This is a genomic window from Rhizobium sp. 2YAF20 (assembly GCF_052114685.1).
GTDB lineage: Bacteria > Pseudomonadota > Alphaproteobacteria > Rhizobiales > Rhizobiaceae > Rhizobium.
Map to the genome: position 1 here is coordinate 55,583 of NZ_JBFRFF010000004.1, position 20,277 is coordinate 75,859.

A 20,277-nucleotide genomic window follows, 5' to 3' on the forward strand; every position below is an offset into this window, starting at 1 on the left:
TGGTCAGAACTCGACGACCTTGCCGTCGCTGATTGTGACGCGGCGGTCCATACGGGCTGCAAGTTCGTGGTTGTGGGTGGCGATCAGCGCGGCGAGCCCGGATTGGCGGACGAGCGCTTCGAGGGCATCAAAGACGTAGTGCGCCGTTGCCGGATCGAGGTTGCCGGTGGGCTCATCGGCAAAGAGCACCAGCGGCGCATTGGCCACGGCGCGGGCAATGGCGACGCGTTGCTGCTCGCCGCCGGATAGTTCGGCCGGGCGGTGTGAGGCGCGATGGCCGATACGCATGTAATCCAGCAATTGTCCGGCGCGCTCATGCGCCTCTTTCCGCGAGAGCCCAGCAATGAGCTGCGGCATCATGATATTTTCTACCGCAGAAAACTCCGGGAGGAGGTGATGAAACTGATAGACGAAACCGATCTCGTTGCGTCGGATGGCCGTGCGCCGCTCGTCGGACAGCCCGTTGCACGGATTGCCGTTGATCGTGACATCCCCGGCATCCGGGTGCTCCAGCAGGCCGGCCACGTGAAGAAGGGTGGACTTGCCGGTGCCCGACGGCGCGACAAGGGCTACGATCTCGCCACGATGCAGCGAAAAATCCGCACCTTTCAGGATGGAAAGAGTTGTCTCACCCTGGCCGTAGTGGCGTTCGATGCCGGTCAGCTGCAGAACGACGTTTTGCTTCATGAAATGCTGAGGTCCTTATTCGTAGCGCAGCGCCTGCACCGGATCGAGCCGCGAGGCACGCCAGGCAGGGAAAATGGTGGCGAGGAACGACAGGCTGAGCGCCATGACCACGACCGTGATCGTCTCCCCGATATCCATTTCCGCGGGCAGCTTGCTGAGGAAATAGAGCTGGGGATCGAACAGAACCGTGCCGGAGACCCAGGAGAAGAAACCACGGATAGACTCGATGTTGACGCAGACGAGAACGCCGAGAAGGACGCCGCCGAGTGTGCCGACAATACCGATCGCAGCCCCTGTCATGAAGAAAATGCGCATGATCGCCCCGGAACTTGCACCCATGGTGCGCAGGATGGCGATGTCGCTGCCCTTGTCCTTCACCAGCATGATCAGGCCGGAGATGATATTGAGGGCGGCGACCAAAACGATCAATGTCAGGATCATGAACATGACATTGCGCTCCACTTGGAGCGCGGAGAAGAACGTCTCGTTGCGTTGGCGCCAGTCGGTGAGGAACACCTGCCGTCCGGCGGCCGCCTCGATCTGAGGCCTCATCGCCTCGACATCGTCAGGCTTGGTGATGAACAGTTCGATCGACTGGACGATACCTGGTGCATTGAAGTAGAGCTGCGCTTCCTCGAGCGGCATGAAGATGATCGAGGCATCGTATTCCGACATGCCGATCTCGAAAATCCCGGAGACGGTGTACGATTTGACGCGCGGATTGACACCGAAGGGGGTGACGTCGCCCTCAGGCGCGATGAGCGTGATCTGATCGCCGGCAGACAGGCCGAGCTGCTGGGCCATGCGCGAGCCGACAAGAACCCCCTGACCGGCCGCAAAGCCGACGAGATCCCCCGATTTGACATTTCCGGAAATGGTCTTGAGCTTGGTGAGATCCTCGGCGCGCATACCGCGCACAAGGGCGCCCGTACCAGCTCCGCCTTTACCGGAGGCAAGCGTTTCGCCCTCGACGAGCGGTATCGCCATGGTGACGCCCGGGACCGCGGCAAACTTCTGCGCAAGGGCTGCATAGTCGTTCAAGGGCGTGTCGACAGGCTGGACGATGATGTGACCGTTCAGACCGAGAATGCGCGTGATCAGCTCGGTGCGGAAGCCATTCATGACGGCCATGACGATGATGAGCGTCGCGACGCCGAGCATGATGCCGATGAACGAAAAGCCCGCGATGACGGAAATGAACGCCTCTTTTCGCCGGGCGCGAAGATAGCGCCAGGCAACAAGCCGTTCGAAGACTGAAAACGGGCGCGACGCAGATGCTGCGACTTTTGTCTTAGGCTGCTGATCCACTGCCGCGCTGCTTACCGCCATTCGCCTTCCCGCCTTTCATTCAGCCAACCAGCCGGTTGACTGCCGCTTCAATCGTCATCGTCTCGCGCGCGCCGGTCTTGCGATCCTTGACTTCCACTTCACCACTTGCAACCGACCGGGGGCCCACGATCACCTGGACGGGCACGCCGATCAAATCCGCCGTGGCGAATTTCGTTCCGGCGCGATCGTCACGGTCGTCGAGCAGCACGTCTTTGCCGGCCTTCATGAGCGTCGAATAAAGCTTTTCGCAGGCAGAATCACAGGCTTCATCGCCGGACTTCATGTTGATCACAACAATGTCAAATGGTGCAACGGAGGCCGGCCAGATGATTCCGTTCTCGTCATGAGAGGCTTCGATGATCGCCGGAACCAGCCGTGTAGGGCCAATTCCGTAGGATCCCATATGGACCGTATGTTCCTTGCCGTCAGGACCCTGGACCTTGGCTCCCATCGGTTCGGAATATTTCTCGCCGAAATAGAAGATGTGGCCGACCTCGATGCCGCGGGCCGAGAGACGCTCGGCCTCGGGGATCGCGTTGAAGGCGGCCTCGTCGTGCATTTCCGATGTCGCGGCATAGACCGACGTCCACTGGTCGAAGATCGCCTGCAAACCCGCCACGTCGTCGAAATCGGTATTGGCGCCTGGAATATCGAACTTCACGAAATCCTTGTGACTGAACACCTCGGACTCGCCAGTGTCAGCAAGGATAATGAATTCATGGCTGAGATTGCCGCCGATCGGGCCCGTATCTGCCAGCATCGGAATGGCCCGCAGTCCGAGCCGCGAGAACGTGCGGAGATAGGCGGCGAACATCTTCCTGTAGGAATGCTCCGCCCCTTCGCGGGTCAGGTCAAACGAATAGGCATCCTTCATCAGGAATTCGCGCGAGCGCATCGTGCCAAAGCGCGGGCGGATCTCGTCGCGGAACTTCAGCTGAATATGGTAGAGGTTGAGCGGCAGATCCTTGTAGGACTTGACGTAGGAGCGGAAGATATCCGTCACCATCTCTTCGTTGGTCGGACCATAGAGCATGGGGCGGTCCTGCCGGTCCCTGATGCGCAACATCTCCTTGCCATAGGCGTCGTAGCGGCCGCTTTCCTGCCAGAGTTCAGCCGACTGGAGCGTCGGCATCGACAGCTCGATGGCGCCCGCGCGGTTTTGTTCCTCGCGGATGATCGCGTTGACCTTGTCGAGAACGCGCTTGCCGAGCGGCAACCACGAATAGATACCCTGCGACTGCTGGCGTATCATTCCAGCGCGCAACATCAGCCTATGGGAAACAATTTCCGCTTCCTTGGGGTTCTCCTTCAGGATCGGCATGAAATAACGGGACAGACGCATGGCAACTTCCGGTTGGTTTGACAGGTTCGCGGCGTGGAATCGCACAACAAGTTAATGCTGAAGGCGTTCATATCTGCTTCGCCGCAGGAAAGAAACCCTGCTCACGGAGGCCGCAGTCCAACAGTTTGAAATGGCGGCAAGCAGCGCGCCGAATTTTTTCTTCATTCTAAAAAAATGCATGTTTATAAGGACTTACATGAAAAACTTGTCAACAGAAAAATTTTGCGCGAGTGTAGCAAAAATGCAAAAAAACAGATGACAAAGCTTATTCTTTGAGCTAGTTTCAGCTCACAAAAGAGGCAGGAAGGTTAAATTCTTGTCGTTCTCGCGGTCAAGTCTTGGGAGGATCAGATCTTAGGCGCGCTCGTCGCTGCCCCGGCAACGGATAAGGATCACGCGAAACTTAAAAACAAGGCTTCTGCCTTGTTTTTTTTTGCCCTACATCAACTCGTGCTAAATCTCATAGCAAAATTTACACCTCGCGTCGGGTTTCACCGCACGCGCCCAAGCCTGGTGCCTGTGTGCCCCAAATATGCGACAGCCTTATGACATGCCGCTTTGCCAGCTCATTGGTAGCGAGGAACGATGGCCGGGATCGCGTCTACGTTTATGCCGAGATAGTTCGAACACACGAACCAGCCGCCGTAAATTACGCCTGAGACCAGGGTCGTCAGCAAGACCACCCGAGCGGCGCGGAACTTCGTCGGAGCACTGGCGACGGTGCCAAGCACGACCTCATTGTCTTCTTCCTGGGTTCTCATGCCGATCGGCAGGATGGCAAAAAGCGTGATCCACCAGACGACAAAATAGACCGCCAGCGTCGACAAGATTGGTTGGATCATCGTTTGGCTCCCTCCGCGGCTGTATTTCGCGCTTAGCGCTTCCTCGGCCGATATCTATAAGGCGAAAGGCGCTGCTGTTCAAAGCGTGAGATAGCGCCCTAATGTCACAGCTGTTCGAGTTCTATCAGCGTCCCGAAGAAATCCTTCGGATGCAGGAAGAGCACCGGCTTGCCGTGGGCGCCGATCTTTGGTTCGCCGTTGCCGAGCACGCGCGCTCCAGATGCAAGCAGATGGTCCCGTGCCGCGACAATATCGTCAACTTCATAGCAGATGTGGTGCATCCCACCGTCGGGGTTCCTTGCCAGGAACGCGGCGATCGACGAGCCCTCCCCGAGCGGCTCCAACAGCTCGATCTTGGTGTTGGGCAAACCGACGAAGACGACGGTGACGCCATGTTCCGGCAGGGGTTGGGGCTGCGACACGGAAGCACCGAGCTGGTCGCGATATGCAGCGGTCGCCGTCGCCAGATCCGGCACGGCAATTGCCAGGTGATTAACCCTTCCGAGCATCGACACCTCCTTGTCAGCCTGGATCTCAGACCTTGTTCATGAAGACGGTCACCACAGGCTTCTTCCCCCAGATGTTGTTTGCTGTCGAGCGAACCGCCCGGCGCACAGCTTCCTGGAGCATGTCGAGGTCTTTGCGGCGCGCGCGCGGAATGCTTTCGATGGCACTGACCACGGCATCGAAGAGCGTGTCTTCCATTTCCTCGCCCTCATCGTCGTAGATCGGCAGACCGATGGCCACAACATCGGGATCGCCGATGATATCGAAGCGCGCATCGAGCACGACGCCGACCGCGACATGTCCGGCAAAGGACAGCTTCTTGCGGTCGCCTATGCCCATTTCCTCGAAATCGCCGATCAGCGTTCCGTCCTTGTAGATCCGACCATGCGGCACGTCGTCGATGACCTCGACCGGCCCGGGCGCCAGGCGAAGCATGTTGCCATTTCTGACGCGAGGCACAAGTGCGATGCCGGATTGTTGGGCGAGCTCCTTCTGAGCGACGAGATGGGCGGCTTCGCCATGGACGGGAACGAGAACCTTCGGCCTTGTCCACTGATACATCTTCTGCAACTCGTTGCGGCGCGGGTGCCCAGAAACATGGACCAGCGCCTCGTTGTCGGTGACAATATGGATACCCTGCTCCACCAAGCCATTCTTGATATCCTGAATGGCCTTTTCATTGCCTGGGATGGCGCGTGAGGAAAATACCACGATATCGCCGGCGGACAGCGCAACATTGCGCATCTCGTCCCGGGAAAGCTTGGCGAGGGCCGCCCGCGGCTCCCCCTGGCTGCCAGTCAGGATGACGACAACCTTGTCGCGCGGGATATAGCCATATTCGTCTTCGGCAATGAAGGGCTTCACGCCTTCCATCAGCCCGACATCGCGGGCAACATTGGCGACGCGCTTCAGCGAGCTGCCGAGAAGCAGCACCTCACGGCCAGCAGCCTCGGCGGCTTCGGCAACGGTGCGGATACGCCCGACATTCGAGGAGAATGTGGTGATCGCCACGCGTCCGTCGGCGTTCTCGATGATCTTGCGCAAGGATTCCGACACGTCTTTTTCCGACGGCGAGACACCATCGCGCATGGCGTTGGTGGAATCGCACATCAGCGCGAGGACGCCCTCGTCGCCGAGTTGGCGGAAACGGGCTTCGTCGGTGAGCGGACCAAGCGACGGCTCATGATCGATCTTCCAGTCGCCGGTATGCACGATATTGCCAAGCGGCGTGCGTATCACCAGCGACATCGGCTCGGGGATGGAGTGGTTGACCCCAACGCCCTCGACGCTGAACGGACCGATATTGACGCGGTCTCCAGCCTTGAAAGGGGTGATCGGAATTTCACCACGCGACTTCTCGTAGTTGCGCTTTGCCTCCAGCATGCCGGCGGTGAAGCCGGATGCATAGACCGGCACATTCAGGCCCGGCCAAAGATCATTCAAGGCGCCGTAATGGTCCTCGTGCGCGTGGGTGATGATGATCGCCTTGAGATTTTTGCGTTCCTTGGCAAGGAAGCGAATATCCGGCAACACAAGGTCGACGCCGGGCAAATCCGGCCCGGGAAAGGTCACGCCGCAATCCACCATGATCCACTGGCGATGGTCCTTGGGGCCATAGCCGTAGAGCGCGAGATTCATGCCGATCTCGCCTACACCGCCAAGCGGCAGGAACACCAATTCGTCTTGGTTCGCCATACTATTCTTTTATCCATTATCCAAAAAAGACATCGCCTGCGGCGATCGTCATGATCCTGCCTGCACCGGTGTCGAGCATCAACAAGCCACTATCATCTATCCCTGCGAATTGGCCGGAAATCGACCGGTCGGGCAGGTTTACCGTTATCTTTTCGCCTATGCCGCAAGCGACATCGCGCCACCGTGCGGTAATTTCGCGTATGCCCCTGCCCTTGTCCCACGCGGCGAGCGCTTCCGCCATCGAGGCATAAAGATGCGCGAACACCTCTTCAGGCGAGGCGGACGCTCCCTGCTCGCGCAGGCACGTTACGGGATATTGCGGGTTTTCAGGCATGACCGCAATATTGATGCCGATGCCGATGACCAGCGCATAACGGCCGCCGGGCAAGGCCTCGCCTTCGATCAGAATGCCGCAGGTCTTCTTGCGTCCGATGAGAATATCGTTCGGCCATTTGACCTCAACAGGCTTGGCGGCCAACGGCAGCACCGCGCGCACCGCCTGATGAACGGCAACGGCAACCGCCAAAGGCAGCGAGCCAAGGCGTTCCATCGGGGCTGGGTCAATCAGCAGAAGCGACGCATATAGATTACCAGGCTCAGAAACCCAAGGTCGCCCGCGCCGGCCGCGGCCACCGGTCTGCCGGCCCGCGGTGATCCAGAAATTGCCCGCGTCGCCGGCACGCGCACGGACGAGGCATTCACTATTGGTGGAAGAGGTCTCAAGCAGCGCCTCATGCCGGAAGTCGGCAGGCAACTTCCGGCTTCCGGTTTCAGCAGCCATTAAAACAGCGTCGCGGCAGCCAAGTCGGCGGCGCCGCCGATGGGGCCGCCGATGAGGACATAGGCAATCACGAAGAGGCCAGAAAGGCCGTAGACCAGGCGCAGTTCACCGGCGGAGCGCGTAAAGTCGTCCGTCGCCTCGTCGAACCACATGACCTTGACGATGCGAAGATAGTAGTAGGCGCCGACAACCGATGCCAGCATACCGATGATCGCCAGCCCGTAGAGCTTTGCCTCGATGGCTGCAACGAACACGAAGTACTTCGCGAAGAAGCCCGCAAGCGGTGGAACCCCGGCCAGCGAAAACATCAGCGCAGTCAGGACGACTGCCATGAACGGATTGGTCGACGACAGGCCGGCAAGATCGCTTATGCTTTCGACCTGGCGCCCATCCTTGCGGCGCATCGCCAAGATGCAGGCGAAGGTGCCGAGCGTCATCACCATGTAGATGACCATGTAAAGCATCACGCCGGATACGCCGGTCTTGTTGCCGGCAGCAAGGCCTACGAGCGCGTAGCCCATATGGCCGATCGACGAATAGGCCATCAGCCGCTTGAAATTGTGCTGGCCGATCGCGGCGAAGGAACCAAGCAGCATCGACGCGATCGAGATGAAGACGACGATCTGCTGCCAGTCGGCGAGAACCGGCTGGAAGGCCGTGATGACGAGCCGTGTCAGGATCGCCATGGCCGCAACCTTGGGCGCACCCGCAAGGAAAGCGGTGACCGGCGTCGGCGCGCCTTCATACACATCAGGCGTCCACATGTGGAAGGGCACGGCGGAAATCTTGAAGGCAAGGCCGGCGAGAACAAAGACAAGGCCAAAGACCAAGCCGAGCGACCGTGTTTCAGAGCCCAGTGCCACGGCAATGGCATCGAAGGTGGTGTGACCGGTAAAGCCGTAGACCAGCGACATGCCGTAGAGCAGCATGCCGGAGGAAAGCGCGCCAAGGACAAAGTATTTCAGGCCGGCTTCCGTCGACTTCAGGCTGTCGCGGTTGATGGCACAGACGACATAAAGAGCCAGCGACTGCAGTTCCAATGACAGATAAAGCGAGATCAGGTCATGGGCCGAAATCATCAGCAGGATGCCGAGCGTCGCCAGAAGCAGGAGCACTGGAAACTCGAAACGATCAAGCTGCTGTTCGCGCGCCTGCCCGATCGTCATGAACATGGCGACGATCGAGCCGATCAGTGCGACGATCTTCATGAAACGGGAGAAGCCGTCGGAAAGATAGGCGCCGCCATAGGCAAGGCCTGTGCTTGGCTCAAAAATAATCCAGAGACCTGCGATAACAAGCACGGCAATGGCGAGCCCTGTTACCATGGGACCGGAACGTTCCCCGGCGAACACGCCGATCATCAGCAGCGCGAGCGCACCGATCGCGAGAATGATCTCCGGGAAGGAGAGCTGCAGACTGGCATAAATTGTGTCAGCGGTCATAGCCAAAAAGTCCCGTCATCATTTCATCGACAGCGCAACGTCGTGCGCGGCGTGCAGGGCTGCAGAGTAGTTGTTCACAAGCAGGTCCACCGAGGCAGCGGTCGCATCGAAGATCGGCGCGGGGTAGATGCCAAAGAAGATCGTCGCCGCGATCAGCGGATAGAGAATGAGCTGTTCGCGCGGCGACAGGTCCAACAACGCCTTCAGCTTCTCCTTTTCCAACGCGCCGAAGATGACACGACGGTAGAGCCAAAGTGCATAGGCGGCCGACAGGATGACGCCGGTCGCGGCAAATAGCGCAACCCAAGTGTTGACGCGGAAGACGCCGATAAGGGTCAGGAATTCGCCGATGAAGCCTGACGTGCCGGGAAGACCGACATTGGCCATGGTGAAGATCATCATCGCAACGGCATATTTCGGCATGTTGTTGACGAGACCGCCATAGGCCGCGATGTCGCGGGTATGGGTTCGGTCATAGACCACGCCGACGCAAAGGAAGAGCGCGCCGGAGACAATGCCGTGCGAGAGCATCTGGAAGATTGCCCCCTGCACGCCCTGGGTATTGGCGGCGAAGACACCCATGGTGACATAACCCATGTGCGCCACCGACGAATAGGCAATCAGCTTCTTGATGTCCTCCTGCATCAGCGCCACCAGCGAAGTATAGATGATGGCGATCACGGACAGCGAGAAGACGAAGGGTGCGAAATAGGCTGACGCATCCGGGAACATGGCGAGCGAGAAGCGGATGAGACCGTAGCCGCCGAGCTTCAGCATGACACCCGCAAGGATCACCGAACCCGCCGTCGGCGCCTGAACGTGCGCATCAGGCAACCAGGTGTGGACCGGCCACATCGGCATCTTCACGGCGAAGGACGCAAAGAATGCGAGCCATAGCCACGTCTGCAGATGCGGCGGGAACTTGAAGGCAAGCAGCGCCGAGATATCTGTCGTTCCGGCCTGCCAGTACATCGCCATGATGGCGAGCAGCATCAGCACCGAACCGAGCAGCGTGTAGAGGAAGAACTTGTAGCTGGCGTAGACGCGATCCTTGCCGCCCCAGACGCCGATGATCAGGAACATCGGGATCAGGCCTGCTTCGAAGAACACGTAGAACAGCACGATGTCCAGCGACACGAAGACGCCGGTCATCATCGTTTCCAATACCAGGAAGGCGATCATATATTCCTTCAGCCGCTTCTCGACCGAGAGCCAGCTCGCCAGCACGCAGAAAGGCATCAGGAATGTCGTGAGGATGATAAACAGCATCGAAATGCCGTCGACGCCGAGATGGTAGCCGATACCGGTTCCAAGCCAAGCGTGCTTCTCGACCATCTGGAAACCGGGATTGGCATTATCGAATCCGGCCCAGATAAACAGGGATACGACGAAGGTGAACATCGTCGTCAGCAGCGAGATGTTGAGGATGTTACGACGGCCATTTGGCCCGTCCTCGCGCATCAGGAGCAGGAGCACCACGCCGACCAGCGGCAGGAAGGTGACCGTTGAAAGAATAGGCCAATCGGTCATCAAAGGGCACTCCCGAGCATCATCCAGGTAACGAGGGCTGCTATGCCGAGCAGCATCGCGAAGGCGTAGTGATAGAGATATCCGGTCTGCAGGCGAACCACGCGGTTGGTAACGTCAACGACGCGCGCCGCAACTCCGTTCGGGCCGTAGGTATCGATGATGCCGCCGTCACCCTGCTTCCAGAGGAAGCGTCCCAGCCGCTTGGCGGAACGGACGAAGAGGAAGTCGTAGAGTTCGTCGAAATACCACTTGTTCAGCAGGAACTGATAGAGAATCCGATGCTGACGAGCGAGATTCCGCGGCGTTTCAGGCGACTTGATGTACATGTACCAGGCGGTCACCAAACCGAGCAGCATGGCGATGAACGGGCTGAGGCTGACCAGCGCCGGCACGCGCTCGAGCTCCTCCAGGATCTTGTTGTCGGGAAGCGTAAACAGCGAACCCTTCCAGAACTCGCCATAGCCTTCGCCGATGAAGTAACCGTGGAAGACAACGCCGGCCGCCAGAGCGCCGAGCGCCAGTAGGTAGAGCGGGATTAGCATGACATTCGGCGATTCGTGCACGTGGTGCATGACTTCGTGCGACGCGCGCGGCTTGCCGAAGAAGGTGAGGAACGCCAGGCGCCAGGAATAGAAGCTGGTGAACATGGCGGCGATGACCAGCAGCGTGAAGGCAAAGCCTGAAACCGGGCTATGCGAGGCATAGGAAGCTTCGATAATCGCGTCCTTGGAGAAGAAGCCTGCAGTGCCGATGATCGTGAACGGAATGCCGACGCCTGTTAGTGCCAGCGTGCCGATCGTCATCATCCAGAAGGTCATCGGAATGTGCTTCCGAAGCCCGCCCATGTGGCGCATATCCTGTTCGCCATCGACGGCATGGATCACCGAGCCGGCACCGAGGAAGAGCAGCGCCTTGAAGAAGGCGTGGGTGAACAGGTGAAAAATCGCCGGGCCGTAGGCGCCGACACCGAGAGCCACAAACATGTAGCCGAGCTGCGAACAGGTCGAATAGGCGATGACGCGCTTGATGTCGTTCTGCACGAGACCGACGGTCGCGGCAAAGAACGCGGTGATCGCGCCGATCGTGGTGACGAACACCAACGCATCCGGCGACAATTCGAAGATCGGCGACATGCGGGCAACGAGGAAGACGCCGGCCGTGACCATGGTCGCGGCATGGATGAGCGCCGAAACCGGTGTCGGGCCTTCCATCGCGTCCGGCAACCAGGTGTGCAGCAGGAACTGCGCGGACTTGCCCATCGCACCCATGAAGAGAAGCAGGCAGATGCCGGTAAGCGCATGGGCGCGGGTCAGCTGCATGCCGAAGAGATTGAGGACGATATCGCCCGGCTGACCACCCTGCCCGGCCGCAAAGCTCTGGGCATTGCCGAAGATGACGTCGAAATTGATCGAGCCGAAGAGGACGAAGACACCGGCTATGCCAAGGACGAAACCGAAGTCGCCGACGCGGTTGACGACGAAGGCCTTTATCGCAGCCGCAGAGGCCGAAGGCTTCTTGAACCAGAAGCCAATGAGCAGGTAGGAGGCCAGACCCACGCCTTCCCAGCCGAAGAACATCTGAGCCAGGTTATCGGAGGTCACCAGCATCAGCATGGCAAAGGTGAAGAGCGACAGATAGGCAAAGAAGCGCGGGCGATGCGGATCGTGATGCATATAACCTATCGAATAGACATGAACGAGCGTCGACACCGTATTGACGACGACGAGCATGACCGAAGTCAGCGTGTCGATGCGCAGCGCCCAGGAGGCATCGATGCCGCCGGACTGGATCCACCTTAGGATCTCGACCTTGATCGGGCCTTCATGCGGCGCCCCGAGAGCGACGGTGAAGAAGACGATCCAAGACAGAAGCGCCGCGATGATCATCAGGCCGCAGGTGATGTATTCCGATGCCTTGGCGCCAACCGAACGGCCGAAAAGGCCGGCAATCAGGAAGCCGATCAGTGGAAGAAAGACGATAGCCTTATAGAGAAACATAGCTGTATCAGCCCTTCATCATATTGACGTCTTCCACGGCGATCGAACCGCGGTTTCGGTAGAAGACAACGAGAATTGCAAGACCGATCGCAGCTTCTGCGGCAGCAACCGTCAGGATGAACAGCGCAAAGACCTGTCCGACGATATCGTTGAGGAAAGACGAGAAGGCGATCATGTTGATGTTGACGGCAAGCAGGATCAGCTCGACCGACATCAGGATGATGATGACGTTCTTCCGGTTGAGGAAGATGCCGAAGACGCCGAGCACGAAGAGGATGGCGCTGACCGTGAGGTAGTGGGAAAGTCCGATGACCATGATAGTGTTCCTTTAACCCTCGCGTTTCAGCTCAAACGCCCTGCCCAGGCTTGACCGTGACCACCTCGACGGCGGTCGCGGGCGTGCGGGCAACCTGTTGCGGAATATTCTGGCGCTTGATGTTGGTGCGGTGCCGTAGCGTCAGGACGATGGCGCCGATCATCGCGACCAGCAGCACAAGACCGGCGATCTCGAAGAAATAAACGTAGTTCGTATAAAGCACGTCGCCGAGCGCTGCCGTGTTGGTCTTGCTCGAAAGCGGCGGAATCGGCATCGCGACCGTCTTGGCGATCACGGGCGAGATGACGGTGCCGCCAGCCACGACGATCAGTTCGGCTGCCAGAATGACCCCGACCAGCGCGCCGATCGGCGCATAGGCCAGGATGCCGGAGCGCAGCTCGGCAAAGTCGATATCCAGCATCATCACGACAAAGAGGAAGAGCACCGCCACGGCGCCGACGTAAACGACGAGCAGGATCATCGCCAGGAACTCCGCTCCGAGAAGGAGGAACAGTCCCGCAGCGTTGAAAAAGGTCAGGATCAGGAACAGGACCGAATGGACCGGGTTCCGCGCCGAAATGACCATGAACGCCGACGCCACCGCGATAAAGGCGAACAGATAGAAAAAAAGAGCCTGCAGACCCATGTTGGTGCCTTCTTCATCTTCCCCCGGGCAGTTGAGCCCCGAACAGTCGGGGGTGTCCCTGCCCGATCGAGCTTCGCATGCGACTGCGTGGCGAAGCCCCGGTCTAAGTTGAACCCCGACAGTCGGAAACGATATCCGCCCGTCACGGCTTATTCAAAAATTCCGGCTCAGCGGTAAGGCGAGTCGATCGAGATGTTGCGAGCGATTTCTCGCTCCCAACGGTCGCCGTTCTCGAGCAGCCGTGCCTTGTCGAAGTAAAGTTCCTCGCGGGTTTCCGTCGCAAACTCGAAGTTCGGCCCTTCGACGATCGCGTCGACCGGGCAGGCTTCCTGGCAGAAACCGCAATAGATGCACTTCACCATGTCGATGTCGTAGCGCACCGTGCGGCGGGTGCCGTCGTTGCGGCGCGGGCCGGCTTCGATGGTGATGGCCTGGGCAGGACAGATCGCCTCGCAAAGCTTGCAGGCGATGCAGCGCTCTTCACCGTTCGGATAGCGACGCAACGCATGTTCGCCACGAAAGCGCGGGCTGACCGGCCCCTTTTCGAAGGGGTAATTGATCGTGGCCTTCTGCTTGAAGAAATAGCGCATCGACAAAAAGAAGGCGCCAACGAATTCCTTGAGGAACAGCGAGCTGACGGCGTTTGAAAATCCAGCCATCTTATTCTCCAAATCTGCTTGAGGCGAAGGGAAGCATGATCATGCCCACCCTGTCAGCTTCAGCACGAATGCAACGATAACGACCATGGCGAGCGAGATCGGCAGGAAGACCTTCCAGCCGAGGCGCATGAGCTGGTCATAGCGGTAGCGCGGAACGAAAGCCTTGACCATGGCGAACATGAAGAAGACCAGGCAGGACTTCAACAGGAACCAGATAACACCGGGCACCCAGTTGAGGATCCAGATATCGACCGGTGGCAGCCAGCCGCCAAGGAAAAGGATCGTCGTCAGCGAGCACATCAGAACGACGGCAGCATATTCGCCCAGCATGAACATCATGTAGGGGGACGAGCCGTATTCCACCATGAAGCCTGCGACCAGTTCCGATTCCGCTTCCGGAAGATCGAAGGGCGGGCGGTTGGTCTCGGCCAGTGCCGAGATGAAGAACACGATGAACATCGGAAACAGCGACAGCCAGTGCCAGTCCAGGAAGGACGACGGCAGCCCGAGCTTGGTGCCGAGACCAATCTTCTGCGACAGGACAATATCGGTCAGGTTCAGCGAGCCGACGCAGAGCAGCACCGTGACGATGACGAAGCCGATCGAGACCTCGTAGGACACCATCTGCGCTGCGGAGCGGAGGGCGCCGAGGAAGGGATATTTCGAGTTCGAGGACCAGCCGGCCATGATTATGCCGTAGACTTCGAGCGAGGAAATCGCCAGCACATAGAGGATGCCGACATTGATGTTGGCGACGACCCAACCGTTGGCAAGCGGAATGACGGCCCAGGTGGCAAGCGCCAGCGTCACCGAGACCAGCGGTGCCAGCAGGAAAACGCCCTTGTTGGCCCCGGCCGGGATGATCGGCTCCTTGACCATGAACTTCAGAAGGTCGGCGAAAGACTGGAAAAGACCCCAGGGACCGACGACGTTCGGACCACGGCGCAGCTGCACCGCTGCCCAGATCTTGCGGTCGGCAAGCAGGATGTAGGCGATGAAGATCAGCAAGCAAACCAGGAGCAGAAGCGATTGGCCGATCATAATAAGCGCCGGCCAGACATAGGTCGAAACGAATAATTCCATTGTCCCCTGCCCTTACTCTGCCGCAGCCTGGAAATTGTTGCGGGCCAATGCCGAACACTCCGCCATGACGGCCGAAGCGCGCGCTATCGGGTTCGTCAAATAGAAGTCTTTCACTGGCGACGCAAACGCGGATTTGCCCATCTTGCCGGCTTTTTTCGCAAGTGCGACAATTTTGGCGCTGTCGGCTTCGGTGATCTCGTCGATGCGTGCGAAATGCGGGAAAGCGGCATAAAGCCTTGCGCGCAATTCACTCAGCGAATCAAAGGGAAGCTTCTTGCCAAGCACATCGGAAAGAGCGCGGATGATGGCCCAGTCCTCACGTGCTTCACCGGGCGCAAAGCCGGCGCGATTGCCCATCTGCACGCGGCCTTCGGTGTTGACCCAGATGCCGGATTTTTCGGTGTAGGTCGCGCCCGGCAGGATGACATCCGCATTGTGGGCGCCGTTGTCGCCATGCGAGCCGATATAGACTGTGAATTTTGTCTTCTTGGCGGAGAAATCGAGTTCGTCAGCGCCGAGAAGGAACAGCACGTCCATCGCCGTCATCATCTCTGCAGCGTTGACGCCATTAGCACCCGGAACGAAGCCGAGGTCGAGACCGCCGACGCGCGATGCCGCCGTGTGGAGGACTGCCAGTCCATTCCAACCTTCAGTGACGACACCGGCAGCGACGGCGAGCTTCGCGATGCTGGCCTGCACGCCTGCGGCATCGCCGCGGATAAAGGCGCCGGCGCCTAAAATGATCATCGGCTTCTGGGCGTTCTTCAGGACGTCGGCAAAGGCATGGCTGCCGTCCACGAGATCCTTCAGCGTATCGGGACCCGCGCCGAGATAGTTGTATTCGTAGCGCATTTCGCCGCCTTCGCCGATCACGCCGATCGGAAACTTGCCGCGCCGCCAGCGCTTGCGGATGCGAGCGTTCAGCACCGCTGCCTCGAAGCGGGGATTGGCGCCGACGATCAGCAGCGCATCTGCCTGTTCGATGCCCTCAATTGTCGGGTTGAAGAGGTAGCTTGCGCGGCCAAGCGACGGATCGAATGCCGCCCCATCCTGGCGACAGTCGAGATTTTCGGAGCCGAAAGACTTCACAAGCTCCGAGAGCGCGTACATTTCCTCGACAGTTGCCAGATCGCCGGCAATCGCGCCGATCTTATCAGCCGAGGTGGCCGATACAGCCGTCTTGATCGCGGCGAATGCCTCACCCCACGTGGCAGGCTGCAGACGGCCGTCGCGACGGACGTAAGGTTTGTCGAGGCGTTGCGTCTTCAGGCCGTCCCAAATGAAGCGCGTCTTATCGGAAATCCACTCTTCGTTGATCTGGTCGTTGACGCGTGGCAGGATGCGCATGACTTCGCGGCCGCGGGTATCGACGCGGATCGCCGAGCCGAGCGCGTCCATGACGTCGATCGATTCGGTCTTGTTCAGCTCCCACGGACGGGCGGTAAATGCGAAAGGCTTGGACGTCAGCGCGCCGACCGGGCAAAGGTCGACGACATTGCCCTGCAGTTCCGAGGTCATCGCATGTTCGAGATAGGTGGTGATCTCCGCATCTTCGCCGCGGCCGATCAGGCCAAGCTCGGAAATGCCGCCGACTTCCGTCGTAAAGCGAACGCAGCGCGTGCAATGGATGCAGCGGTTCATCACAGTCTTGACGAGCGGTCCGATATACTTGTCCTCAACCGCGCGCTTGTCTTCCTGATAGCGCGAGCTGTCGATGCCGAAGGCCATGGCCTGGTCCTGCAGATCGCACTCACCGCCCTGGTCGCAGATCGGGCAATCGAGCGGATGGTTGATGAGCAGGAACTCCATCACGCCTTCGCGAGCCTTCTTGACCATCGGCGTGTTGGTGAAAACTTCCGGCAGCTCGCCGTTGGGGCCGCCACGGATGTCGCGCACGCCCATGGCGCAGGAGGCCTGCGGCTTCGGCGGACCGCCCTTTACCTCGACGAGGCACATGCGGCAATTGCCGGCCACCGACAACCGTTCGTGGAAGCAGAAGCGCGGGACTTCGGCGCCGGCTTCCTCACACGCCTGGATGAGCGTGTAGTGATCCGGGACTTCGATCTCTTTGCCGTCAATCTTCAGTTTTGCCATCGTCCACTCAGTCCTGTTTCGCACTTGCAGCCGAACCCGGCCGCAAACATTTTCATGACCGCAACACCGCCGGCCGCCGGGCGACAATGAGCCGGGTGCCATCGGTCTTACTCACAATAACCTTTGCCGAAGCATGCCCCTGCACGCTAAGGCGACCCGGCCCCGCATCTTCGGGCCCCGCCCGAATGCTCGACTGCCATCTTCGTCTTTCCCCGGCCGCTTGGGTCAGTCGGGAAAATAGTCACTTCCTGCCCGACGCTTTCGCCGCCAGCAATTTCGCATGGCCCACCCAGTCATCACGGGCGATCCGGCCGTCGAAACCGAGCTCGCCATCAAACCGCGCTATATCAGCTTCCGTCCAGGCGGCGATATCGGCGACTGAGCTGATACCGCGCTGGTTCAAAACCTGTTCCAGCTTCGGCCCGATACCCGAAATCCGCTTCAAGTCATCGGTCTTTGCCGTCGTGCCGCTGTTGGCCTGCGCCGGTTTCGGCGCTGCCGCAACCTTTGCAACGACGGCCGTTGCTTTGATGGTCTTCGCTTTGACAGGCGCAGGCTTGACAGCCGGTTCCGGAACGAGCGAAGCCGCAGCCGCGAGGGGTTCAACCGACGCCTCCGGCTGCAATTCATTCCGCGCATCGATCGAGGCCGCCAGCCTGTTGGTGACGTCGAACGCACCCTGGAGCGCGCCGAGGAAAGCCCCTGCCATCTGTGTCGTTACGCTGAAACCGATCGCCGTTGCCGCCGCCATGGCTGCTACCGGATGCGAAATCAACGGGTTCATGGACATCAAAGGCGAACCCTGCAGGATCTCGGCAGCCATCCGGCCGAGTTCAGCCGATCGATCGGCTGCTCCGCCTTCTTGCTGTGCATCTGCAGACTTCACCATCATAGCTCCTTATTCCGCCGCCTGTAGTGCAGCGCCATGTTCCATCGCATTGGCGGTGTAAAGGTCGATGCGCCGTTCGATTTCGGGGCGGAAATTGCGGATCAGACCCTGCACCGGCCACGCGGCAGCATCGCCGAGCGCGCAAATGGTATGCCCTTCGATCTGCTTCGTCACCTGGAACAGCATGTCGATTTCGCGCTTCTGGGCATTGCCCTTGGCCATGCGCTCCATGACGCGCCACATCCAGCCGGTGCCTTCGCGGCAAGGGGTGCACTGTCCGCAGCTCTCATGCTTGAAGAAGGCCGAGATACGGGCGATCGCCTTGATGACATCAGTGGACTTGTCCATGACGATCGCAGCCGCCGTACCAAAGGAAGAGCCCACGGCGCGCAGGCCGTCGAAATCCATTGGGCAGTCGATGATGTCCTTGGCCGGTACGATCGGGCATGAAGCGCCGCCCGGAATGACTGCCAGAAGATTGTCCCAGCCGCCGCGGATGCCGCCGGCATGCTTGTCGACCAGCTCGCGGAAGGTGATGCCCATCGTCTCCTCGACCGTGCACGGACGGTTGACGTGACCTGAGAGCATGAACAGTTTGGTGCCGACATTGTTCGGACGGCCCATCGAAGAGAACCAGGCGGCGCCACGGCGCAGGATGGTCGGCGCAACGGCGATCGACTCGACGTTGTTGACCGTCGTCGGGCAACCGTAAAGGCCCATGTTTGCCGGGAATGGTGGCTTCAAGCGCGGCTGGCCCTTCTTGCCCTCGAGGCTCTCGAGCAGCGCGGTCTCCTCACCGCAAATATAGGCGCCGGCGCCGTGATGGACAATGATATCAATGTCGTAGCCGAGTTTGTTATTCTTGCCGAGCAAGCCGTAGTCGTAGCATTCGTCGATTGCCGCCTGCAGAGCCTCGCGCTCGCGGATATATTCGCCGCGCACGTAGATATAGGCGTGGTTCGCGCCCATCGCGAAGGAGGCGATGACGCAGCCTTCGATCAGCGTGTGCGGATCGTGGCGCATGATGTCACGGTCCTTGCAGGTGCCGGGCTCCGACTCGTCGGCATTGACCACGAGATAGTGCGGGCGGCCGTCGCTTTCTTTCGGCATGAAGGACCATTTGAGGCCGGTCGGAAAGCCGGCGCCGCCGCGACCGCGCAGGCCGGACGCCTTCATCTCGTTGATGATCCAGTCACGACCCTTTTCGAGGATCTGCTTGGTGCCGTCCCAGTGGCCGCGACTGATCGCGCCCTTCAGGGACTTGTCCTTCAGACCGTAGATATTGGTAAAGATGCGATCCTGATCTAGTAACATGCTTCACCTCTACCGCGGCTTCTTACCGAAGACTCTGATGTATTCCGCTTCGCCACCCTTGGCGAGAGCCTTTGCCTGCTTKAGCCAATCGTCACGCTCGATACGGCCATGGAAGCTCAAATAGCCGTCCACCCATTCGCGCTCGGCTTTTTTCCAGCTCGCCACCTGCGCGAAGGTGAAGATGCCGATGCTGTTGAGAATGATCTCGATCTTCGGGCCGACGCCGGAAATCATCTTCAGATCATCCGGCGCTGCCGGCTTTTCGATCGAGGCAGGGCGGTTCTTGTCTTCGAGAGACGGCTTCGCCGCGCCGACAGCGGTGTTGTCCGCCTTCGCTGGAACTGCCTTCGGGTCGCCGGCGGGAAGCGCCGTCTTGCCGTCGGCCGGGCTCTTCAGCGCCGGATTGGTTTCGGCGTCAGTGCTCTTCGGCCGACCTGCTTCAGCCGGCGGGACGCTGACGGCTTCCGTCGCGACAGCCTTCGGGGCCGCACGTGGCTTTGGCGTCTTGGCCGGCGCATCAAGCAGCGACGTCAATCCACCCTCGGGTGCCGAAAACAGGCGGTCGATCTGCGGTCCGGTCGACACTTCGCTGCCTTTTCCTGCCGCAAAGCTGTCGATGATCTCTTCCAGCCGTTCGGGCGTCAGGTCCTCATAGGTATCCTTGCCGATCATGACCATCGGCGCATTGACGCAGGCCCCGAGACATTCGACCTCTTCCCAGGACAGCGTGCCCTCTTCGTTTCGCTCGAAGGTATGAGCATGGATCTTGCTCTTGCAGACCTTCATCAGCGCTTCAGAGCCCCGCAGCATGCACGGCGTCGTGCCGCACACCTGGACGTGGGCACGGCTTCCGACCGGGTGCAGCTGGAACTGGGTGTAGAAGGTCGCGACTTCCAGAACACGGATGAACGCCATGTCCAACATCGTGGCAATCTTCTCAATTGCCGGCTTGGTGACCCAACCGTCCTGTTCCTGCGCGCGCATCAGCAACGGAATGACCGCAGATTGCTGGCGTCCTTCAGGATATTTCTGGATGGTCTTTTGCGCCCATACCGAATTGTCTTCGCTGAAAGCAAAGGCCGCAGGCTGGAATTGATCTTCGGCTAGTCGACGAACGGACATTC

18 protein-coding genes are annotated in these 20,277 nt (G+C 59.6%); all 18 read right to left on the reverse strand.

What is annotated here, in order from left to right:
- Positions 1-3: 3 nt before the first annotated feature.
- A complete protein-coding gene (locus AB4Z52_RS07835; protein ID WP_442217356.1) occupies positions 4-687 on the reverse strand; it encodes an ABC transporter ATP-binding protein in 684 nt (227 codons plus the stop codon).
- A 15-nt stretch (positions 688-702) separates the two neighbouring features.
- Positions 703-2,016, reverse strand: a complete 1,314-nt coding sequence (locus AB4Z52_RS07840) for a lipoprotein-releasing ABC transporter permease subunit (RefSeq protein ID WP_442217357.1) — start codon at positions 2,014-2,016, stop codon at positions 703-705.
- A gap of 19 nt (positions 2,017-2,035) precedes the next feature.
- Positions 2,036-3,358, reverse strand: coding sequence for a proline--tRNA ligase (proS, locus tag AB4Z52_RS07845; protein ID WP_442217358.1), 1,323 nt, complete (start codon positions 3,356-3,358; stop codon positions 2,036-2,038).
- A gap of 566 nt (positions 3,359-3,924) precedes the next feature.
- Positions 3,925-4,200, reverse strand: a complete 276-nt coding sequence (locus AB4Z52_RS07850) for a DUF1467 family protein (RefSeq protein ID WP_442217359.1) — start codon at positions 4,198-4,200, stop codon at positions 3,925-3,927.
- Positions 4,201-4,304: 104 nt separating this feature from the next.
- Positions 4,305-4,709, reverse strand: coding sequence for a methylmalonyl-CoA epimerase (mce, locus tag AB4Z52_RS07855; RefSeq protein ID WP_442217360.1), 405 nt, complete (start codon positions 4,707-4,709; stop codon positions 4,305-4,307).
- A 25-nt stretch (positions 4,710-4,734) separates the two neighbouring features.
- Entirely contained in the window at positions 4,735-6,402 is a 1,668-nt protein-coding gene (locus AB4Z52_RS07860) for a ribonuclease J (RefSeq protein ID WP_442217361.1), read from the reverse strand.
- Between the two features lie 16 nt (positions 6,403-6,418).
- Positions 6,419-7,183 carry a biotin--[acetyl-CoA-carboxylase] ligase gene (locus tag AB4Z52_RS07865; RefSeq protein WP_442217362.1) on the reverse strand — a complete coding sequence of 255 codons (765 nt, stop codon included), beginning with the start codon at positions 7,181-7,183 and terminating at the stop codon, positions 6,419-6,421.
- Entirely contained in the window at positions 7,183-8,625 is a 1,443-nt protein-coding gene (gene nuoN / locus AB4Z52_RS07870; RefSeq protein ID WP_442217363.1) for an NADH-quinone oxidoreductase subunit NuoN, read from the reverse strand. Before nuoN ends, AB4Z52_RS07865 begins: the two co-directional genes overlap by 1 nt.
- 18 nt (positions 8,626-8,643) lie before the next feature.
- On the reverse strand, positions 8,644-10,155 hold the full coding sequence (locus AB4Z52_RS07875) for an NADH-quinone oxidoreductase subunit M (RefSeq protein WP_442217364.1): 1,512 nt from the start codon (positions 10,153-10,155) through the stop codon (positions 8,644-8,646).
- Positions 10,155-12,152, reverse strand: a complete 1,998-nt coding sequence (gene nuoL, locus AB4Z52_RS07880) for an NADH-quinone oxidoreductase subunit L (RefSeq protein ID WP_442217365.1) — start codon at positions 12,150-12,152, stop codon at positions 10,155-10,157. Before nuoL ends, AB4Z52_RS07875 begins: the two co-directional genes overlap by 1 nt.
- A gap of 7 nt (positions 12,153-12,159) precedes the next feature.
- Positions 12,160-12,468 carry an NADH-quinone oxidoreductase subunit NuoK gene (nuoK, locus tag AB4Z52_RS07885; protein ID WP_111158166.1) on the reverse strand — a complete coding sequence of 103 codons (309 nt, stop codon included), beginning with the start codon at positions 12,466-12,468 and terminating at the stop codon, positions 12,160-12,162.
- 31 nt (positions 12,469-12,499) lie between these two features.
- Positions 12,500-13,114, reverse strand: a complete 615-nt coding sequence (locus AB4Z52_RS07890; protein ID WP_442217366.1) for an NADH-quinone oxidoreductase subunit J — start codon at positions 13,112-13,114, stop codon at positions 12,500-12,502.
- Positions 13,115-13,281: 167 nt separating this feature from the next.
- Complete coding sequence (nuoI, locus tag AB4Z52_RS07895) at positions 13,282-13,773, reverse strand: NADH-quinone oxidoreductase subunit NuoI (protein ID WP_442217367.1); 492 nt, start codon at positions 13,771-13,773, stop codon at positions 13,282-13,284.
- 39 nt (positions 13,774-13,812) lie between these two features.
- Positions 13,813-14,856, reverse strand: a complete 1,044-nt coding sequence (nuoH, locus tag AB4Z52_RS07900; RefSeq protein WP_442217368.1) for an NADH-quinone oxidoreductase subunit NuoH — start codon at positions 14,854-14,856, stop codon at positions 13,813-13,815.
- Positions 14,857-14,868: 12 nt separating this feature from the next.
- Entirely contained in the window at positions 14,869-16,950 is a 2,082-nt protein-coding gene (gene nuoG, locus AB4Z52_RS07905; RefSeq protein ID WP_442217369.1) for an NADH-quinone oxidoreductase subunit NuoG, read from the reverse strand.
- Between the two features lie 241 nt (positions 16,951-17,191).
- Complete coding sequence (locus AB4Z52_RS07910; RefSeq protein ID WP_442217370.1) at positions 17,192-17,839, reverse strand: helix-hairpin-helix domain-containing protein; 648 nt, start codon at positions 17,837-17,839, stop codon at positions 17,192-17,194.
- A 9-nt stretch (positions 17,840-17,848) separates the two neighbouring features.
- Positions 17,849-19,153, reverse strand: a complete 1,305-nt coding sequence (gene nuoF / locus AB4Z52_RS07915; RefSeq protein WP_442217371.1) for an NADH-quinone oxidoreductase subunit NuoF — start codon at positions 19,151-19,153, stop codon at positions 17,849-17,851.
- A gap of 9 nt (positions 19,154-19,162) precedes the next feature.
- A complete protein-coding gene (locus AB4Z52_RS07920) occupies positions 19,163-20,275 on the reverse strand; it encodes an NADH-quinone oxidoreductase subunit E (RefSeq protein ID WP_442217372.1) in 1,113 nt (370 codons plus the stop codon).
- Between the last annotated feature and the right edge of the window lie 2 nt (positions 20,276-20,277).